The sequence below is a fragment of the Streptomyces sp. SL06 genome, from assembly GCF_058244745.1.
Map to the genome: position 1 here is coordinate 5,874,052 of NZ_JBSYOT010000002.1, position 18,517 is coordinate 5,892,568.

General features: G+C 72.2%; 18 protein-coding genes. 13 read left to right on the top strand and 5 right to left on the bottom strand.

The features are described 5' to 3' along the window. Positions 1 to 21: 21 nt before the first annotated feature. Genes AC4IHM_RS26935 through AC4IHM_RS26950 form a run of 4 tightly spaced genes read left to right on the top strand, consistent with a single transcriptional unit; the run spans position 22 to position 2,960 of the window. Entirely contained in the window at positions 22 to 399 is a 378-nt protein-coding gene (locus AC4IHM_RS26935; RefSeq protein ID WP_490870947.1) for a roadblock/LC7 domain-containing protein, read from the top strand. After that, positions 396 to 803: a DUF742 domain-containing protein gene (locus tag AC4IHM_RS26940; RefSeq protein ID WP_490869572.1), complete on the top strand. Its 408-nt coding sequence runs from the start codon at positions 396 to 398 to the stop codon at positions 801 to 803. The genes AC4IHM_RS26935 and AC4IHM_RS26940 overlap by 4 nt, the downstream gene beginning before the upstream one ends. Beyond that, complete coding sequence (locus AC4IHM_RS26945; RefSeq protein WP_490869573.1) at positions 784 to 1,404, top strand: GTP-binding protein; 621 nt, start codon at positions 784 to 786, stop codon at positions 1,402 to 1,404. Before AC4IHM_RS26940 ends, AC4IHM_RS26945 begins: the two co-directional genes overlap by 20 nt. A 53-nt stretch (positions 1,405 to 1,457) precedes the next feature. Beyond that, entirely contained in the window at positions 1,458 to 2,960 is a 1,503-nt protein-coding gene (locus AC4IHM_RS26950; RefSeq protein WP_490869574.1) for a cytochrome P450, read from the top strand. Here the strand turns inward: AC4IHM_RS26950 and AC4IHM_RS26955 are convergent. Then, complete coding sequence (locus tag AC4IHM_RS26955) at positions 2,954 to 3,934, bottom strand: RluA family pseudouridine synthase (protein WP_490869575.1); 981 nt, start codon at positions 3,932 to 3,934, stop codon at positions 2,954 to 2,956. The two genes, AC4IHM_RS26950 and AC4IHM_RS26955, sit on opposite strands and share 7 nt — an antisense overlap. Before the next feature lie 78 nt (positions 3,935 to 4,012). On the opposite strand from AC4IHM_RS26955, the gene AC4IHM_RS26960 reads away from it, so the two are divergent. Further along, positions 4,013 to 4,594 carry a GNAT family N-acetyltransferase gene (locus AC4IHM_RS26960; protein WP_490869576.1) on the top strand — a complete coding sequence of 194 codons (582 nt, stop codon included), beginning with the start codon at positions 4,013 to 4,015 and terminating at the stop codon, positions 4,592 to 4,594. A 121-nt stretch (positions 4,595 to 4,715) separates the two neighbouring features. On the opposite strand, the gene AC4IHM_RS26965 is transcribed toward AC4IHM_RS26960, so the two are convergent. Next, positions 4,716 to 5,558, bottom strand: a complete 843-nt coding sequence (locus AC4IHM_RS26965) for a siderophore-interacting protein (protein WP_490869577.1) — start codon at positions 5,556 to 5,558, stop codon at positions 4,716 to 4,718. Between the two features lie 179 nt (positions 5,559 to 5,737). Next, positions 5,738 to 6,643 (bottom strand): 5'-3' exonuclease, encoded by a 906-nt coding sequence (locus tag AC4IHM_RS26970; protein WP_490870948.1) that lies wholly within the window; start codon positions 6,641 to 6,643, stop codon positions 5,738 to 5,740. A 194-nt stretch (positions 6,644 to 6,837) separates the two neighbouring features. Between AC4IHM_RS26970 and AC4IHM_RS26975 the strand changes: the two genes are divergently transcribed. The 5 genes from AC4IHM_RS26975 to AC4IHM_RS26995 all read left to right on the top strand — a co-directional run bounded on the left by AC4IHM_RS26975 (position 6,838) and on the right by AC4IHM_RS26995 (position 13,268). Continuing rightward, positions 6,838 to 7,923 carry a quaternary amine ABC transporter ATP-binding protein gene (locus AC4IHM_RS26975; protein WP_490869578.1) on the top strand — a complete coding sequence of 362 codons (1,086 nt, stop codon included), beginning with the start codon at positions 6,838 to 6,840 and terminating at the stop codon, positions 7,921 to 7,923. After that, a complete protein-coding gene (locus AC4IHM_RS26980; protein ID WP_490869579.1) occupies positions 7,916 to 10,534 on the top strand; it encodes an ABC transporter permease/substrate binding protein in 2,619 nt (872 codons plus the stop codon). The genes AC4IHM_RS26975 and AC4IHM_RS26980 overlap by 8 nt, the downstream gene beginning before the upstream one ends. A gap of 425 nt (positions 10,535 to 10,959) precedes the next feature. Next, a complete protein-coding gene (locus AC4IHM_RS26985; protein ID WP_490869580.1) occupies positions 10,960 to 11,529 on the top strand; it encodes a helix-turn-helix domain-containing protein in 570 nt (189 codons plus the stop codon). Then, positions 11,526 to 12,251 (top strand): helical backbone metal receptor, encoded by a 726-nt coding sequence (locus AC4IHM_RS26990; RefSeq protein ID WP_490869581.1) that lies wholly within the window; start codon positions 11,526 to 11,528, stop codon positions 12,249 to 12,251. The genes AC4IHM_RS26985 and AC4IHM_RS26990 overlap by 4 nt, the downstream gene beginning before the upstream one ends. Before the next feature lie 75 nt (positions 12,252 to 12,326). Continuing rightward, positions 12,327 to 13,268 (top strand): LysR family transcriptional regulator, encoded by a 942-nt coding sequence (locus AC4IHM_RS26995; protein WP_490869582.1) that lies wholly within the window; start codon positions 12,327 to 12,329, stop codon positions 13,266 to 13,268. A 56-nt stretch (positions 13,269 to 13,324) separates the two neighbouring features. Here the strand turns inward: AC4IHM_RS26995 and AC4IHM_RS27000 are convergent, their stop codons facing one another. Continuing rightward, positions 13,325 to 14,020 (bottom strand): gamma-glutamyl-gamma-aminobutyrate hydrolase family protein, encoded by a 696-nt coding sequence (locus tag AC4IHM_RS27000; protein WP_490869583.1) that lies wholly within the window; start codon positions 14,018 to 14,020, stop codon positions 13,325 to 13,327. 98 nt (positions 14,021 to 14,118) lie between these two features. Further along, positions 14,119 to 14,853 (bottom strand): FadR/GntR family transcriptional regulator, encoded by a 735-nt coding sequence (locus AC4IHM_RS27005; RefSeq protein WP_490869584.1) that lies wholly within the window; start codon positions 14,851 to 14,853, stop codon positions 14,119 to 14,121. Between the two features lie 74 nt (positions 14,854 to 14,927). Between AC4IHM_RS27005 and AC4IHM_RS27010 the strand changes: the two genes are divergently transcribed. From AC4IHM_RS27010 to AC4IHM_RS27020, 3 genes are read left to right on the top strand one after another with little or no spacing between them, the layout of a single operon-like run. Then, the gene (locus AC4IHM_RS27010) at positions 14,928 to 16,292 is read left to right on the top strand and encodes a glutamine synthetase family protein (protein ID WP_490869585.1); all 1,365 of its coding nucleotides are present in this window, start codon (positions 14,928 to 14,930) and stop codon (positions 16,290 to 16,292) included. Positions 16,293 to 16,300: 8 nt separating this feature from the next. Beyond that, positions 16,301 to 17,701: an aldehyde dehydrogenase family protein gene (locus tag AC4IHM_RS27015; protein ID WP_490869586.1), complete on the top strand. Its 1,401-nt coding sequence runs from the start codon at positions 16,301 to 16,303 to the stop codon at positions 17,699 to 17,701. 6 nt (positions 17,702 to 17,707) lie between these two features. Next, complete coding sequence (locus AC4IHM_RS27020; protein WP_490869587.1) at positions 17,708 to 18,490, top strand: 3-oxoacyl-ACP reductase; 783 nt, start codon at positions 17,708 to 17,710, stop codon at positions 18,488 to 18,490. Positions 18,491 to 18,517 lie beyond the last annotated feature (27 nt).

Consider the following 18,517-nt stretch of genomic DNA (forward strand, 5'->3'; position numbering starts at 1 on the left):
CAGCAAGGCAAGTTCGACTGGATGCTCAGGGATCTCTACGACGGTGTCCCGGGCATCGAGATGATCGTCGTGCTCTCCGCCGACGGCCTGCGCATCGCCCGGTACTCCGGCGACCCGGACGCCGCCGACCGGGTCGCCGCGGCCTGCGCCGGCCTGCAGAGCCTCGCGAGCGCCGTCAGCCAGGAGATCCCGACCAGCGACGGCGAGATGAAGATGGTCCTCATCGAGATGAACGGCGGCTACTTCTACCTGATGGCCGCCGGTCCCAACGCCTACCTCGCCGTGCTCTCCGACGTGCGCTGCGAACCCGGCCGGATGGGCCTCAGCATGGCCGACCTGGTCGCCCGTATCGGCCCGCATCTGACCAGTCCCGCACGGCGCAACGGGCAGACCGTATGACTCCTCCGCAGCGCCAGAGGCGATCTCCGGGGCAGGGCGGGGCCGCCGCGCCCGGCCCACCCGCGGGGGAGGGCGAGACCCGCAACCCCGAGCGGCTCTTCGTCATCGGCGGCGAGGGGGGAGGCGAGCGCGCCGACATCGACCTGGTCACCCTGATCGTGGCCCGCGCCGACCCCCCGGTGTCCGCCACACCGGAACAGGCGGCCCTGCTGCGGCTGTGCGCCGCACCCCTGTCCGCAGCCGAGCTGTCGGCCTACCTGAGCCTGCCGTTCAGCGTGGTGACCGTGCTGCTCACCGATCTCCTGGCGACGGAACAGGTGCAGGCCCGCGCCCCGATCGTCCGCCAGAAGGTCGCCGACCGAAACCTCCTCGAAGCGGTGATGCATGGACTCCAAAAACTCTGACACCATCCCTGGCCCGCGGACCGAGGACCGGCTGCCGCACACGGCAGAGGCGGCCGTGAAGATCGTCATCGTGGGCGGCTTCGGCGTCGGCAAGACCACGATGGTCGGCTCGGTCAGTGAGATCAGACCGCTGACCACCGAGGAGACGATGACCCAGGCCGGCATCGGGGTCGACGACAACTTCGGTTCCGCCTCCAAGACGGCCACCACGGTGGCCATGGACTTCGGCCGCATCAGCATCACCGACCAACTGGTGCTCTACCTCTTCGGCACGCCCGGCCAGGAGCGCTTCTGGTTCCTGTGGAACGGCCTGTTCGAGGGCGCCCTCGGCGCCGTCGTACTCGTCGACACCCGCCGGCTCGAGGTCAGCTTCGACGTCATGGGGCGTCTGGAGGAGCGCGGCGTGCCGTTCGTGGTCGCCGTCAACACCTTCCCCGACGCGCCCCGTTACCCCCTGGCGGAGCTGCGGACCGCGCTCGACCTGCCCGAGGAGATCCCCATCCTCGACTGCGACGTCAGGCGCCGTGCCTCCAGCCGGGACGTCCTGCTGACCCTGATGCGGCTCCTGCACTCCCTCGCCATGAAGGGCGCGCTCACCTGACCCCGAGCGGCCCACCCCCTACGTGACCCACACCTCTGTTGCGGAGCGACACTGTGACGCCTGAACGCCACTCCCTGACCGGAACGGGCGACCCCCTGCTCGAACCACCGCCCGGCTGCCCCGCGCACGGCCTCGGACCGGGCGGACTGCACCGGCTGCACGAGGCGGACGACCTGGACCAGCTGTACGAGAAGCTGCGCGAGCGGCACGGGCCGGTGGCACCGGCGCTGCTCCACGACGACGTACCCGTGTGGGTGGTCCTCGGACACGCCGAGAACCTGCACATGGTGAGCACCCCCGCCCAGTTCTGCCGCGACAGCCGGATCTGGACGCCGCTCAACGAGGGCATGGTCAAGCCCGACCACCCGCTCATGCCGCACATCGCCTGGCAGCCCGTCTGCTCCCACGCCGAGGGCGACGAGCACAAGCGGCTGCGCGGCGCGGTCACCAGCGCCATGTCCGACATCGACTTCCGCGAACTGCGCCGGCACATCAAGCGCTACACCCAGCGCATCGTCAACCGGTTCTGCGAGGAGGGCCGCGCCGACCTCGTCGGCCAGTTCGCCGAGCACCTCCCGATGGGCGTGATGTGCCATCTCCTCGGCACGCCGGAGGAGTACAGCGACCGGATGGTGGAGGCGGCCCGCGACACGCTCAAGGGCACCGAGACGGCGATCGCCAGCCACACCTACGTCATGGAGGCCCTCGGCCGGCTCACCGCCGCCCGCCGGGAAAAGCCCGAGGACGACATCGCCGGCCACCTCGTCACCCACCCGGCCGGACTCACCGACGACGAGGTCAGGGAGCATCTGCGGGTGGTCCTCCTGGCCGCCTACGAGGCGACCGTCAACCTCATCGGCAACGTGCTGCGCGTGGTCCTCACCGACCCCGGCTTCCGCGCCCAGCTCAGCGGCGGCCAGATGACGGTGCCCGAGGCGGTCGAGCAGTCCCTGTGGGACGAGCCGCCGTTCAGCACCGTCTTCGCCTACTTCGCCAAGCAGGAGACGGAACTGGGCGGTCAGCGCATCCGGGCCGGCGACGGGCTGCTGTTCGGCGTCGCACCGGGCAACGTCGACCCGCGCATCCGCCCCGACCTGGACGCGAGCATGCAGGGCAACCGCGCCCACCTCGCCTTCGGCGGCGGCCCGCACGAGTGCCCCGGCCAGGACATCGGGCGGGCCATCGCGGACGCGGGCATCGACGCGCTGCTGATGCGGCTGCCCGACGTCCGGCTCGACTGCGACGAGGACGCGCTGCGGTGGCGGTCCTCGATCGCGTCGCGGCACCTGGTGGAGCTGCCGGTGCGGTTCGAGCCCAAGGCGCAGCAGGACATCAGGCAGCAGCCGAGCCACGCCCCGGCCCCGGCGCCGCGCCCCGCCTGGCGCGTCGGCATCCCGAAGCCGCAGGAGCCGCCGGCGCAACCGTCCGTCGCGTCGTCCCCTGCGCCGGAGTCCGTGTCGGTGACGGCCGCGGAGCCGCAGCGGGCGCCGGTGCCGGAGCAGCCCCGCCCGAGCGGCACCCTGCAGCGCTTCCTGCTCTGGTGGCGCGGCTACTGACCGCCGGCCCAGTCCTCGTACGCCGCCCAGGCCGCCAGGGACCGCCCGCTGCGGAAGCGGTGCTCGCGTCCCGTCACCGGATCGGTGAACGCCAGCTCCCGCGCCAGCAGTTGCAGCGGGCGCCGGAAGTCGCCGGCCGGCACGGGGGAGGTCACCTCGGGGTAGAGGGGGTCGCCGAGGACCGGCACGCCGAGGGCGCTCATGTGCACGCGCAACTGGTGGGTCTGGCCGGTGCCGGGCACCAGCCGGTACCGGCCCAGCTCACCGCGCGGTCCCGGTGCGGTCCGCGGGCGGGGGCGGTGTCCGAGCAGTTCGACGCGGCTCACGGCGTTCGGCTCGCCCTCGACCTCGCGGGCGGCCGGCACGCCGCGCTCCTTGCGGATCCGGCTGCGCACCGTCCGGGGCAGGGCGAGCGCGGGATCGTACGGGGCGAGGGCCTCGTACTCCTTGTGGACCCGCCTCTCGCGGAACAGGCCCTGGTACGCGCCACGCTCCTCGGGGCGCACCGTGAACAGGACGAGTCCGGCGGTGAGCCGGTCCAGGCGGTGCGCGGCGCCGAGCGACGGGATGCCCAGCTCCCGGCGGAGCCGGGCCAGCGCGGTCTGGGTGACATGGCCGCCGCGCGGGGTGGTGGCCAGGAAGTGCGGCTTGTCGGCGACGACGATGTGCTCGTCGCGGTGGACGACCTCCAGCGGGAAGGGCACCGGCACCTCGGCGGGCGGCTCGCGGTGGAACCACACGAACATCCCCGGCTCGTACGGCGTGTCCCCCGGCACCGCCCGTCCGTCCGCCCCCACGAACAGCCCGGCGTCGAACATGCCGTCGACCACGCCGGCACCGGCACGCGACAGCCGCTCGGCGAGGTGTTCGCGCACTGTGGACCACGGCCCGCCCGCGGGCAGCCGCACCCGCACCGCGTCGATGCCGTCGCGCTGCGGGAGGGGTGAGGGCGGGGGAGGGGTACGGCGTCTCATCAGCGGCCAGCCTACGGGCGGTGGAGGGCGCCGAAAACCGCTGGGCGCCCGGACCGCTCCGTTGGCAGGATGCGGCCCATGCCCTATCTGACCCGCCCGGTCCTCGCCGCGAACGCCCTGGCCCGTGCCCCGCAGCCCACGATCCCCACCGGCGACGGGCTGCTGCTGCGCCCGTGGCGCGCCGAGGACGCTCCCGCCGTCCACGCGGCCTTCCAGGATCCGGTGATCCACCAGTGGCACGCGCGCGCCGCCGACTCCGAGGAGGAGGTGCGCGGCTGGATCACCGAGTGGCAGCGGGCCTGGGAGCAGGAGCGCGGCGTCCAGTGGGCCGTCGCCGACGCGTCGCGGGACCTGCTGCTCGGCCGGGTCGCGCTGCGGGAGGTCAGGCTCGGGGACGGGGTGGGCGAGGTCGCCTACTGGACCACGGCGGCGGCACGCGGCCGGGGCGTCGCCACCCGCGCCACGCGGGCGCTCGCCCACTGGGCCCTGGACGAGATCGGCTTCCAGCGCCTGGAACTCCTGCACTCCGTCGCCAACGACGCCTCCTGCCGGGTCGCCCGAAAGACCGGCTTCGCCCTGGAGGGCACCAAGCGCCGCGCCCTGCTCCATCCCGACGGCTGGCACGACATGCATCTGCACGCGCGCGTACAGGGCGACTGAGACGGCTCCGGGCCGGGCGCCGCCTTCGGCGGCCTCCGGCGGGCCGGGGTGTGCGGGACGGGTCGCCGCGGGTGCCCGCGGGCAGGGGTGGGCGGCCTGCGATGTGCGGGAGGCGGGGCGGCTACGCGGCCGGCGTGCCCTCCTGCTCGGCCTCGATGCGCGCGTTCCACTCCCGCTTCGAGGCCTGCCAGCCGTCCTCGTTGTGGCCAAGCCGCCAGTAGCCGGAGATGGACAGGTCCTCGCGGGGCAGCCCGCGCTCCACCCGCAGGAACTTGCGCAGCTCCTTCACGCAGGCGGCCTCGCCGTGCACGAACGCGTGCACCCGGCCCTCGGGGAAGTCCAGCCCGCGCACCGCCTCGACCAGGGCCTGGCCGACCGGCCGCGCGCCGCGGTGCAGCCAGACGACCTCCACGTCGGAGTCGATCTTCTGCTCCTCCTGGGGCCCGTCGACCTCGACGAAGGCGAAGGCACGGGCGCCGTTGGGCAGCGCCTCCAGGGACCGGGCAATCGCCGGCAGCGCGCTCTCGTCACCGGCGAGCAGATGCCAGTCGGCGGTGGTGTCGGGCGCGTAGGCGCCGCCGGGGCCCATGAAGCGGACGACCTCGCCCGGCCGCACGCGCCTGGCCCAGGGGCCGGCCAGCCCCTCGTCGCCGTGGATGACGAAGTCCAGCGTCATCTCGCGGGCCTCGGCGTCCCAGTGGCGCACCGTGTACGTCCGGGTCACCGGCCACTGGTCACGGGGGAACTCCTCGCGGATCCGCTCCAGGTCGAAGGGCTCCGGGTAGATCACATTCCCGGGGGCGAACAGCAGCTTCACATAGTGGTCGGTGCAGGTGTCCGCGGAGAGAGCGGAGAGTTCCTCGCCGCCGAGCACCACGCGCTGCATGTGCGGGGTCAGCCGCTCGGTGCGGACGACCCGCGCGGTGTGTGGTTTGCGTGGTTTGCGTCCCGGACGGTCTGCCATGACGGCCTCCCTGCTCCCTGCGTGAGGGTCCCTGAGTTAGGTTAACCTAAGTTAGCATCTCCGCCCCACTTGTCGCGTCATGGGGAAAAGCTCCACGACGCCCCGCGCGCAGCGTACGACTTCCCCCCGCGGGCGCACCGATGCGCGGCGCAAGCATTGCTTGCCCCGCGCGGCACGGCTCAGGCGGTGAGCGTCCTCAGCAGGCGTTGCAGTGATCCGCCCAGGCCCCAGCGGGTCGCCAGTCCGTCCAGCGCCGCGGCGTCGCGCGGGGCGTGCGGCAGCGTGGTGTCGACGTCCGGCAGCGGGACGTCGTCGGCGACCCGGACGACCTTCGGGGCGAGGGCGAGATACGGGGCGGCCTCGGTCAGCCGCTTGCGCTGCGAGGGCGTGAGCCTCGCCCCGGGGTCGTCCACGGCGGCCCGGATCCCGGCCAGGTCCCCGAACTCGGCGAGCAGCTTGGCCGCCGTCTTCTCGCCGATGCCGGCCACGCCGGGCAGGCCGTCGCTCGGGTCGCCCCGCAGCAGCGCCAGATCGGCGTATCCGCGGCCGTCGACGCCGTACTTCTCGCGCAGCGCGGCCTCGTCGGTGAGGTCGAGGGTGCCGACGCCCTTGACCGGGTAGAGCACGCGCACACCGCGGGCGTCGTCGACGAGCTGGTAGAGGTCCCGGTCGCCGGTGACGATGTCGACCGGGCCCGTGGCCCGCGCGGTGTACGTGCCGATCACGTCGTCCGCCTCGTACCCGGCCACGCCGACACGGGCGATGCCGAGCGCGTCGAGGACGGCCTCGATGACCGGCACTTGCGGCGACAGCGCGTCGGGCACCTCCTCCTCGTCCGGGCCCGCCCCCCGCTCCTCGGCGACGCGGTGCGCCTTGTAGGAGGGGATCAGCTCCACCCGCCACCGCGGGCGCCAGTCGGCGTCCATGCAGGCGACCAGATGGTCGGGCCGGTGGTCCTTCACCAGGCGGTCGATGAAGTCGAGGAGGCCGCGCACGGCGTTCACCGGGCTGCCGTCGGGTGCCTTCACCGATTCCGGCACGCCGAAGTAGGCGCGGAAGTAGAGGGAGGCGGTGTCGAGAAGCATCAGTCGTCCGGTCACGCCTCGCAATCATGCCGCAGGCCGGGTGAACGAACGGGGGACGCCATGTGAACTGGGTCACACAAAAGTTTGGCTCATAAGGATCGGGGCAGGCGCGCACCCGTGCCGAAGCTGGTTGATGCATTCAACTGTTAGAGGTGCTTCGCACCCTGTCCCTGCCCCCGACTCAAGAGGTAAGCGTGTCAGCCAGACTAGAGGCCGAAAACCTGTACAAGGTCTTCGGCAGGAAACCGGACCAGGCAGTCGAACGACTGCGTCAGGGAACCGACCGGGAGGAACTGCGTGCCGACGGCACCACGGCCGCCGTCATCGACGCGTCCTTCACCGTGGAACCCGGCGAGATCTTCGTGGTCATGGGGCTGTCCGGATCCGGCAAGTCCACGCTGCTGCGCATGCTCAACGGTCTGCTGGAGCCGACCGCCGGGCACGTCCGCTTCGGTGGCGAGGATCTGACGAAACTCGGCGACCGCGGACTGCGCGAGGTCCGCTCCAAGAAGATCAGCATGGTCTTCCAGCACTTCGCGCTCTTCCCGCACCGCAGCGTCCGTGACAACGCCGCCTACGGTCTTGAAGTGCAGGGCGTGCCCCGCGCCGAGCGCGAACGCCGCGCCGACGAGGCGCTCGCCCTGTGCGGCCTGGCCGGCTGGGAGAAGTCCTGGCCCGACGAGCTGTCCGGCGGTATGAAGCAGCGCGTGGGCCTCGCCCGCGCGCTCGCCACCAACGCCGACCTGCTGCTGATGGACGAGTCCTTCAGCGCCCTCGACCCGCTGATCCGCCGCGACATGCAGGACCAGCTGATCGAACTGCAGAAGAGCCTGAAGAAGACCATCGTCTTCATCACCCACGACCTCAACGAGGCCATGCGCCTGGGCGACCGCATCGCCATGATGCGCGACGGCGAGATCGTGCAGATAGGCACGGCGCAGGACATCCTGATACGTCCCGCCAACGACTACGTCGCCTCCTTCACCCAGGACGTCGACCGCTCCCGCGTCCTGACCGCCGGTGCCGTCATGGAGACCGACGTACGCGGCGACGAGGCCGACTGCACCTGCGAGACCGCGACGCCAAAGACGCCGTTCACCGAACTGTGCGCGATCAGCGCCCGCGTGCCGCACGCCGTCGCGGTCGTCGACGGCGACGGCGAACTCGTCGGAGTCGTCCCGACCCGCCGCCTCGTCGGCTTCCTGGGCGACGAGCAGGCCGAACCCGGCACCTGCGACTCCCCGCGCGACAAGGGACCCAAGGTGATGGCCCGTGCCTAGGATTCCGCTCGGCGACTGGGTCAACGACACCGTCGACTGGCTGCTCGACCACGTCGCGTGGCTCTTCGACTTCCTCAAGACCATCTTCACCGGCACCTACGACGGCATCAACGCCGTCCTCCAGGCGCCCGAACCGCTGCTCCTCGTCGGCATCTTCGCGATCATCGCCTTCTGGCTGCGCGGCACGGTCGCCGGTGTTCTCACCTTCCTGGGATTCGCGTTCATCGTCTCCATGGAGCTGTGGGAGAACGCGATGGTCACCCTGGCGCTGGTGCTCGTCGCCACGATCATCGCGCTGGTCGTCGCGGTGCCCGTCGGCATCTGGGCGGCCCGCTCCGACCGGGTCAGCGGCTTCGTGCGGCCCGTGCTGGACTTCATGCAGACGCTGCCCGCGATGATCTACCTCATCCCGGCGATCCTGTTCTTCGGCACCGGCGCCTCCGCGGGCATCGTCGCCACCCTGATCTTCGCGCTCGCCCCCGGCGTGCGCATGACCGAGCTGGGCATCCGCCAGGTCGACAAGGAACTGGTCGAGGCCGCCGAGGCCTTCGGCACCACCCCCCGCAACACCCTGCTGCGCGTCCAGCTCCCGCTGGCGCTGCCGACCGTGATGGCGGGCGTCAACCAGGTCATCATGCTCGGCCTTTCCATGGCCGCGATCGCCGGCATGGTCGGCACCGGCGGCCTCGGCGGCGACGTCAACGAGGCCATCGGCCAGCTCAACGTCGGCCTCGGCTCCGAGTCCGGTGTCGCCATCGTGATCCTCGCGATCTACCTGGACCGCATGACCAGCGCCCTGGGCACCCAGGTCTCGCCGCTCGGCCGGCGTGCCGCCGCACGCGCCCGCAGCGTGCAGGGTCTCAAGATCTGGACCTACCGGCCGAACCCCAGGATCGCCGTGGTCGGCGTCTTGGTCCTCGCCCTCGTCGCCGGCGGCATGGGACTCTTCGGCGGCAGCGACAGCTCCTCCGACACCGCGGCCGACGCGAAGAACGTCGGCCAGGGCAAGAAGATCAGCATCGGCTACATCCCCTGGGACGAGGGCGTCGCCTCCACCTTCCTGTGGAAGGAGGTCCTCGAACAGCGCGGCTTCCAGGTCGACGCCAAGCAGTTCGAGGCCGGACCGCTGTACACCTCCCTCGCGCAGGGCGACATCGACTTCCAGACCGACTCCTGGCTGCCCACGACCCACGAGCAGTACTGGAAGAAGTACGGCGAGCAGCTCGAGGACCTCGGCTCCTGGTACGACGAGACCTCCCTCGAACTGTCCGTCCCCGCGTACATGAAGGACGTCAACTCCCTGGCCGACCTCAAGGGCAAGGCCGCCGAGTTCGACGGGAAGATCACCGGCATCGAGGCCAGCGCCGGTGAGATGGGCCTGCTGAAGAGCAAGGTCCTCAAGGAGTACGGCCTCGACAAGGAGTACAAGGTCGTCGACAGCTCCACGCCCGCGATGCTGGCGGAGCTGAAGCGCAAGATCGCGAACGAGGAACCGGTCGTCGTCACGCTCTGGTCGCCGCACTGGGCGTACAACGACTACGAGCTGAAGAAGCTGAAGGACCCCAAGGGCGCCTGGGGCAAGGGCGACGGCGTGCACACGCTGTCCCGCAAGGGCTTCACGGGCGACAACCCCACCGTCGCCGAGTGGCTCAAGAACTTCTCGATGACCGAGAAGCAGCTCACCAGCCTCGAAGCCGAGATCAACAAGGCCGGCAAGGGCAAGCAGCAGGACGCCGTCCGCACCTGGCTCAAGGCCAACCCGGAGGTCGTCGACAAGCTCGCCCCGGTCAAGGAGAGCGCCGGCACCCCGGCCGAGGCCAAGCGCGCGCTGGACATCGCCTGGTTCCCCTGGGACGAGGACATCGCCGTCACCTACCTGTGGCAGAACGTCCTGGAACGGCGCGGCTACAAGCTGAACCTGAAGCAGATGGACGTGGGTCCGGCCTACACCGGCCTGGCCTCCGGCGACCTCGACCTCAACTTCGACGCCTGGCTGCCCTACGGCCAGAAGAACTACTGGGACAAGAACAAGGACAACCTCAACGACCTGGGCACCTGGTACGAACCGACCTCCCTGGAGATCGCCGTCCCCTCGTACGTGAAGGACGTCAAGTCCCTCGCGGACCTCAAGGGCAAGGGCAACCTCTTCGGCGGCAGGATCATCGGCATCGAGCCCGGCACCGGCGAGATGCAGTTGCTGAAGAGCGAGGTCATGCCGGGCTACGGCCTGGAGGGCGAGTACAAGGTCGTCGACGGCTCCACGCCGGCGATGCTGGCCGAACTCAAGCGCGCGATCGCCAAGAAGCAGCCGGTCGCGGTCGTCCTGTGGTCGCCGCACTGGGCGTACAGCGACTACGAGCTGACCAAGCTGGCCGACCCCAAGAAGGCCTTCGGCGAGGGCAACACCATCCGCACCATCTCCAGCAAGAAGTTCCCCGAGCAGTACCCGGAACTCACCAAGTGGATCAAGGGTTTCCATATGAGTGAGGACGAACTCGGCAGCCTGGAGGCCGAGATCAACAAGGGCGGTCAGGGCCACGAGAAGGAAGCCGTGGCGACCTGGCTGGAGGAGCACCCGGACATGGTCGACCGGATGACCCCGCAGCAGTAGCACCGCACTTGTACGGCAGCCCCGTACCGGCCACCTCGACGAGGGGTGGGTCCGGCAGCGCCTCCCCGGAGCGCGCGGCCTGGCCCGCCCCTCGGGTCGTCCGGGGCTGCGACACGGTAAGGATTTGGACAACCACGGAGCGACAACCCCGCGCCTGAACCTCGCCTCTGTGAGACATGAAGGGCTGGCGGGAACACGGAGAGCCGTCGACGACTTGAACCGGTAGGGCGTCCGACACGCGGACGGACGGGTCCCGCGGTGGCGAGAACTGTGAGGTCCCGGCCACCGCACCGTGACGTCGATGTGACGGCCGCATGAAACGGTTTGCCGAACATGCGTAGGGTGCAGAGAACTCATCAGGAGGACGGCGCCCCGCGGACGGCGCGGCGGCGGTACGGCGACGGGCGAAGGAGGGAGCGGGAGCGATGGGCGACCACAAGGATCAGCCCCTTCGGGTGGGCGCGGCCGTACGGCGACGGCGCCGGACCCTCGAACTCACCCTCTCCGTGGTGGCCGAGCGCAGCGGCCTGTCCGTGCCCTTCCTGAGCCAGATCGAGAACGACCGGGCACGGCCCAGCCAGAGTTCCCTGGAGAAGGTGGCCGACGCCCTGCGCACCACCGCCGTGGAACTGCTCGCCGCCGCCGACCCCGCGTGCAGCGTCGACGTGGTCAGGGCCGAGGACCCCGGCCCAGGGCTGTCGCCCAGGGTGCGCTCCCTGGTGCGCGGACACCACCAGATGCACGCCTCCGAGTTCACCGGCGACCACGACGCGGGCCGCGAACTGCAGTACCGAAACGACCAGTTGATGTTCGTCACGGAGGGCGCCGTGGAGATCGAGGCGGAGGGCCGCGCCTACCGGCTGGGGCGCGGCGACACGCTGTACCTCACCGGCGGGGTGCGGCACCGGTGGCGGGCCACGGTGCCCGACACCCGGCTGATCGTGGTCGCCGTCGCCGAGCACATCGAGGCGGTCCGGGAGGGACCCCGCCGGTGAGGGTGGTCTCCCTGGTGCCGTCCCTGACCGAGGCCGTGGCCCGTACGGTCCCGGGCGCCCTGGCCGGTGCCACCGACTGGTGCACCCACCCGGCAGGCCTCGACGTCGTGCGCGTGGGCGGCACCAAGAACCCGAAGACCGACCGGATCCTCTCCCTCGCTCCCGACCTGGTGATCGCCAACGAGGAGGAGAACCGCGCCCCCGACCTGGACGCCCTGCGCACGGCGGGCGTCGAGGTGCTGGTGACCGAGGTGCGCACCGTGCCGCAGGCCCTCACCGAGCTGGACCGGGTGCTGACCGCCTGCGGCGCGCCGTCCCGGCCCCGGTGGCTGGACGAGGCGGAGGCGGCCTGGTCGGCCCTGGAGCCGCCGTCCCCGCGGCGGCGCCGTACGGCCGTGGTGCCGGTGTGGCGCAGGCCGTGGATGGTGCTGGGCCGCGACACCTTCGCCGGCGACGTGCTGTCCCGGCTGGGCGTCGACCACCTGTACGCCTCGCACGCCGAGCGCTATCCGAAGATCCCGGTGGAGGAACTGCGGGCGGCCCGCCCCGACCTCGTGGTCCTGCCCGACGAGCCGTACCGCTTCACCGCCGACGACGGCCCGGAGGCCTTCCCCGACGTGCCCAGCGCCCTCGTCGACGGGCGGTACCTCACCTGGTACGGACCGTCGCTGGCCGAGGCACCCCGGGCACTGGACCGGGCGCTGCGGGCGGCGCACCGCTGACCGGGTGCGTACGGCGCGCCCGACCGCGAGGCGCCTGACCAGGGGCCCTTTCCGGACAGGACATAAGCTGGGGTTATGGGCAGTGGTACGGAGAGCGGACAGGGCGCGGCGGAGCGGCACGTGGCGGGCTCACTGGCGCACCGGGTGCCGGACCTGCGGGCCATGGAACTGCTGCTGGCGGTGGCACGCCTGGGCAGCCTCGGCGGCGCGGCCCGCGAGCTGGGCATCACCCAGCCGGCCGCCAGCAGCCGCATCCGCTCGATGGAACGCCAGCTGGGGGTCGCCCTGGTGGACCGTTCACCGCGCGGCTCCCGGCTCACCGACGCGGGTGCGCTGGTCACGGACTGGGCGCGGCGCATCGTGGGGGCCGCCGAGGCCTTCGACGCGGGCGTGCAGGCGCTCCGGGACCGGCGGGACTCGCGGCTGCGGGTGGCGGCGAGCATGACCATTGCCGAGTATCTGCTGCCGGGCTGGCTGGTGGCGCTGCGCACCCAGCTCCCGGACACCGCCGTGTCGCTGCTCGCCGGGAACTCGGCGACGGTGGCCGAGCGGCTGCTGTCCGGCGCGGCCGACCTCGGCTTCGTGGAGGGGGTGGGCGTCCCGGCGGGCCTCGACTCCGCGGTCATCGCCCACGACCGGCTGATCGTCGTGACCGCGCCCGGCCATCCGTGGGCCCGGCGCCGGCGCCCGCTCGCGGCGGCGGAACTCGCGGCGACCCCGCTCATCCTGCGCGAGAAGGGCTCGGGCACCCGGCAGGTCCTGGACGCGGCCCTGGGCGGACTGGCCCGCCCCCTGATCGAGCTGTCGTCGACCACGGCGGTGAAGGCGGCGGCCGTGAGCGGCGCGGGACCGTCCGTCCTCAGCGAACTCGCCGTCGGCGAGGAGCTGACCACCCGACGCCTGGTGAGCGTGCCCGTGACGGGCGTCGCCCTGGCCCGCGACCTCCGGGCGGTATGGCCCACGGGCCACCGCCCGACGGGCCCGGCCCGGCACCTGCTGTCCCTGACGCGGTCGTAGGGGCGGCGCCGGGGACGGGCACTGCGGCCGACCGCGCCGCGCGAGGCGGCACGCGCTCAGGCGCGCCGCGCCGCGTCCACCAGGGCCCGCATCACCCGTACGTCCTCGCCCATCTCGGGGTGCCACTGCACCCCGAGGACCCAGCTCGGGCCGGAGGGCAGCTCCAGCGCCTCCACGGTGCCGTCCGCCGCGTGGGCCGACGCGACCAGGCCCGCGCCGAGCCGGTCCACCGCCTGGTGGTGGTACGTCGGCACGAACGTCTCCTCGGGCACGACAGCGGCGTACAGCGTCCCCGGCACCGGCTTGACCGGGTGGCCGCCGAACACGCCCACCACCTCGGCGTGGCCCTCGATGTGCTGGACGAGGGTGCCGCCGAGGGCGACGTTGAGCAACTGCATGCCCCGGCAGATCCCCAGCAGCGGGACGCGCGCGGCCAGGGCCGCCTCGACGAGCGCCAGCTCCCAGGTGTCCCGGGCCCGGTCGGGCGGACCCGTGCGCGGGCCGGCTTCCGCGCCGTAGCGGACCGGCTCCACGTCCGGGCCGCCCGCGATCACCAGGGCGTCGAGGCGGGCGACGGTGGCGGCGGCCCGCTCCGGCGCGTCCGGCGGCAGCATCGCGGCCAGCCCGCCCGCGCGCTGCACCAGCCGGGGATACCCGGCGGGCAGCAGCGCCGCCTCCAGCTCCCACACACCCCAGCGCGCCCCGGACTCCAGGTACGTGCTGACGCCGATCAGCGGCCCGTCCGGCTCCATCCGACCTCCCCGCAATGGATCGATCTCATACCTTTATGTCCTCTCCGTCCTTGCCGTCCTTGGCGCTCCTGTCGCCCGGTGCCGGCACGGCGACACGCTCACGCGAGGAACCCGCGCAGCAGCGCCGCCGTCCCCGCACAGTGTTCCCGCGCGATCTCCCGCGCCCTCTCCGCGTCCCCGTCGAGCACGGCCTCCACGAGCGCGGTGTGCTGCCGCTGGGAGTGCTCCAGGTTGCGCACCAGCAGCGGGATGCAGTCCAGCAGGTCGTTCACGGTGGCCCGGACGGCCGCGTACTGGGCCGCGAGGGACGGCGAGCCGCACAGCTCCGCGAGGGTGAGGTGCAGCCGCGTGTCCAGCCGCCGGTACTCCGCGAGCGGCGCGTCCCGCGTGCCGGCCAGCGCCTCGCGCAGCCGCGCCGCCCGCGCGTCCGCCGGCCCGTGCGTCGCGCACAGCCCGGCCGCGCCCACCTCCAGCACCTCCCGGAAGCGCAGCACGTCCTCGATGTCGGTCCCGGCCACCCGCCGCCGCAGTTCGTCCTCGCCGGCCGCGTCCGCGCGGGGCAGCACGAAGGTTCCGCCGTACCGGCCGCGCCGCGCCTCCAGCAGCCCCTGCTCCTGGAGCACCTTCAGCGCCTCGCGCAGCGTCACCCGGCTGACCCCGAGCCGTTCCGCCAGCTCCCGCTCGGCCGGCAGCCGCTCGCCCCCCGCCACCAGGCCCAGCCTGACGACCTGGAGAATCTGCTCCAGCGCCTCCTCGAAGCCGTTTCCGGCCCGCACCGCCCGCAGCACCGGTGCGAGCCGGTCCGTCACACTCCCGGCGGTATCCTCCCGCATGCGGCCGCGCCCCCTTCCCAAGCAAAGGTTCTCGGCAATACCTTATGGCTCCCGGCCAGAAGGAGGCTCTCCCCGTGGCAGACCGCACACCCCCGCTCGGGACCGAGGCGTTGCAGGCCCTCGTCGCCGCCGGTGACATCGACACCGTCGTCCTCGCCTTCCCCGACATGCAGGGCCGCCTCCAGGGCAAGCGGTTCGCCGCACGCTTCTTCCTCGACGAGGTCCTGGCGCACGGCACCGAGGGCTGCAACTACCTCCTCGCCGTCGACGCCGACATGAACACCGTCGACGGCTACGCGATGTCCTCCTGGGACCGCGGCTACGGCGACTTCGCCATGCACGCCGACCCGGACACCCTGCGCCACCTGCCGTGGAACGAGGGCACCGCGATGGCCGTCGCCGACCTCGCCTGGGCGGACGGCTCACCGGTGCTCGCCGCGCCCCGCCAGATCCTGCGCCGCCAACTGGAGCGCCTCGCCGGGCACGGATACACCGCGCAGGTCGGCACCGAGCTGGAGTTCATCGTCTTCCGGGACACCTACGAACAGGCCTGGGACGCCGACTACCGCGGCCTGACCCCGGCCAACCAGTACAACATCGACTACTCGGTCCTCGGCACCGGCCGCATCGAACCCCTGCTGCGCCGCATCCGCAACGAGATGGCCGGCGCCGGCCTCACCGTCGAGTCCGCCAAGGGCGAGTGCAACCCGGGCCAGCACGAGATCGTCTTCCGCTACGACGAGGCCCTGGTCACCTGCGACCAGCACGCGGTCTACAAGACCGGCGCCAAGGAGATCGCCGCCCAGGAGGGCATGTCCCTCACCTTCATGGCCAAGTACAACGAGCGCGAGGGCAACTCCTGCCACATCCACCTCTCGCTCGCCGACGAGAACGGCGACAACGCCATGGCCGGCGAAGAGGCGGACGGGATGTCCGAGGTCATGCGGCACTTCCTCGCCGGACAGCTCGCCGCGCTCCGCGACTTCTCCCTCCTCTACGCCCCGCACATCAACTCCTACAAGCGCTTCCAGCCCGGCTCCTTCGCCCCGACCGCCGTCGCCTGGGGACACGACAACCGCACCTGCGCCCTGCGCGTCGTCGGCCACGGGCGCTCCCTGCGCTTCGAGAACCGGCTCCCCGGCGGCGACGTCAACCCCTACCTCGCGGTTGCGGGCATGGTCGCGGCCGGTCTGCACGGCGTGGAGCACCGCCTCGAACTGCCCGAACCCTGCGCCGGCAACGCCTACACCGCCGACTTCGCCCACGTCCCCAGCACCCTGCGCGAGGCCGCCGAGCTGTGGGAGAACAGCCCCGTCGCCAGGGCCGCCTTCGGGGACGAGGTCGTCGCCCACTACCGCAACATGGCGCGCGTCGAACTGGACGCCTTCGACGCCGCGGTCACCGACTGGGAGCTGCGCCGCTCCTTCGAACGCATGTGAGGCCCCACGTGTCCGAGCAGCCCGAACCCCTTGGTGAGCTGCGGGTACTGAACCCCGCCAGCGAAGAGGTCGTCGCCACCGTCCCCGCCGCCTCGGCCGCCGACGTGGACGCCGCCGTCCTGCGGGCCGCGCGGGCCCAGACCGCCTGGGCCGCCCTCGCCCCCGGCGACCGGGCCCGGCTGCTGCGCCGCTTCGCCGCCGCCGTCGACGAGCACCTGGAGGAGCTGGCCCGTCTGGAGGTCCGCGAGGCCGGGCACACCCTCGGCAACGCCCGCTGGGAGGCAGGCAACGTCCGCGACCTGCTCGACTACGCCGCCGGGGGAGTGGAGCGGCTCACCGGGCGGCAGATCCCCGTCGCCGGCGGCCTGGACGTGACGATCCTCGAACCACTCGGCGTCGTCGGCGTCATCGCCCCCTGGAACTTCCCCATGCCCATCGCCGCCTGGGGCACCGCACCCGCGCTCGCGGCGGGCAACGCGGTCCTCCTCAAGCCCGCCGAGACCACCCCGCTGACCGCGCTGCGCCTGGCCGGGCTCGCCCTGGAGGCGGGCCTTCCCGAGGGCCTGTTCCAGGTGCTGCCGGGCCACGGGCCGGTCGCGGGCGAGGCGCTCGTCACGCATCCGGGCGTGGCGAAGGTCGTCTTCACCGGGTCGACCGCCGTGGGCCGGCGGGTCGCGGCCAGGGGCGCGGCCCTCCTCAAGCCCGTCACCCTCGAACTCGGCGGCAAGAGCCCCAACATCGTCTTCGCCGACGCCGACATCGAGGCCGCCGCGGCCGCCACGCCCATGTCCTTCCTCGACAACTGCGGCCAGGACTGCTGCGCCCGCACCCGCGTCCTCGTCCAGCGCACGGTGTACGACCGCTTCCTCGCCCTGCTCGCCCCCGCGATCGAAGCCGTCCGGGTCGGCGACCCGGCCGACCCGGACACCGACATGGGCCCGCTGATCTCCCGGGCCCAGCTCGACCGCGTCCGCTCCTACGTCCCCGCCGACGCCGAAGGCATCCGCGGCGGGGCACCCGAGGGCGGCCCCGGTTTCTGGTTCCCGCCCACCGTCCTCACCGGCGTCGACGCGCAAGCGCGCGTGGCCGTCGAGGAGGTCTTCGGACCCGTCGCCGTCGTCCTGCCCTTCGACGACGAGGCCGACGCGGTCCGCCTGGCCAACGCCACCGACTACGGCCTGTCCGGCTCGCTGTGGACCCGGGACGTCGGCCGCGCCCTGCGGGTGTCGAGCGCGGTCCGGGCCGGGAACCTGTCCGTCAACTCCCACTCCAGCGTCCGCTACTGGACGCCGTTCGGCGGGTTCAAGCAGTCCGGCCTCGGACGCGAACTCGGCCCGGACGCGCTGACCGCCTTCACCGAGACCAAGAACGTCTTCATCAGCAACGTCCCGTCGAGCACGGAGGCCTAGCCACTCATGACCGAGGACATCATCTGCCGCCGCCTGGTCGGCCGTACCGCCGTCGTCACCGGGGCCGGCAGCGGAATCGGCCTCGCCGCAGCCCGCCGGCTCGCCGCCGAGGGCGCGCACGTCGTGTGCGGCGACGTGGACGAGACCCGGGGCAGGGCGGCTGCCGAGGCGAGCGGCGGGACCTTCGTCAAGGTCAACGTCACCGACCCCGAGCAGGTCGAGGCGCTGTTCAAGGCGGCGTACGACACCTACGGCAGCGTGGACGTCGCGTTCAACAACGCCGGTATCTCGCCGCCCGACGACGACTCCATCCTGGAAACCGGCCTCGATGCGTGGAAGCGGGTCCAGGAGGTCAACCTCACCTCCGTCTACCTGTGCTGCAAGGAGGCCATCCCCTACATGCGGCGCCAGGGCAGGGGGTCCGTCATCAACACCGCGTCCTTCGTGGCCAGGATGGGCGCGGCCACCTCGCAGATCTCGTACACCGCGTCCAAGGGCGGCGTGCTCGCCATGTCCCGGGAACTGGGTGTGCAGTTCGCACGGGAGGGCATCCGCGTCAACGCGCTGTGCCCCGGCCCGGTCAACACACCACTGCTGCGGGAGCTGTTCGCCAAGGATCCGGAGCGGGCCGCGCGCCGCCTCGTCCACATTCCGGTCGGGCGGTTCGCCGAGGCCGAGGAGATCGCCGCCGCCGTCGCGTTCCTGGCCAGCGACGACTCCTCCTTCGTGAACGCCACGGACTTCCTGGTGGACGGCGGGATCTCCGGGGCGTACGTCACTCCGCTGTAGATCACCGCGGGCGGCGTCCTACAGTGC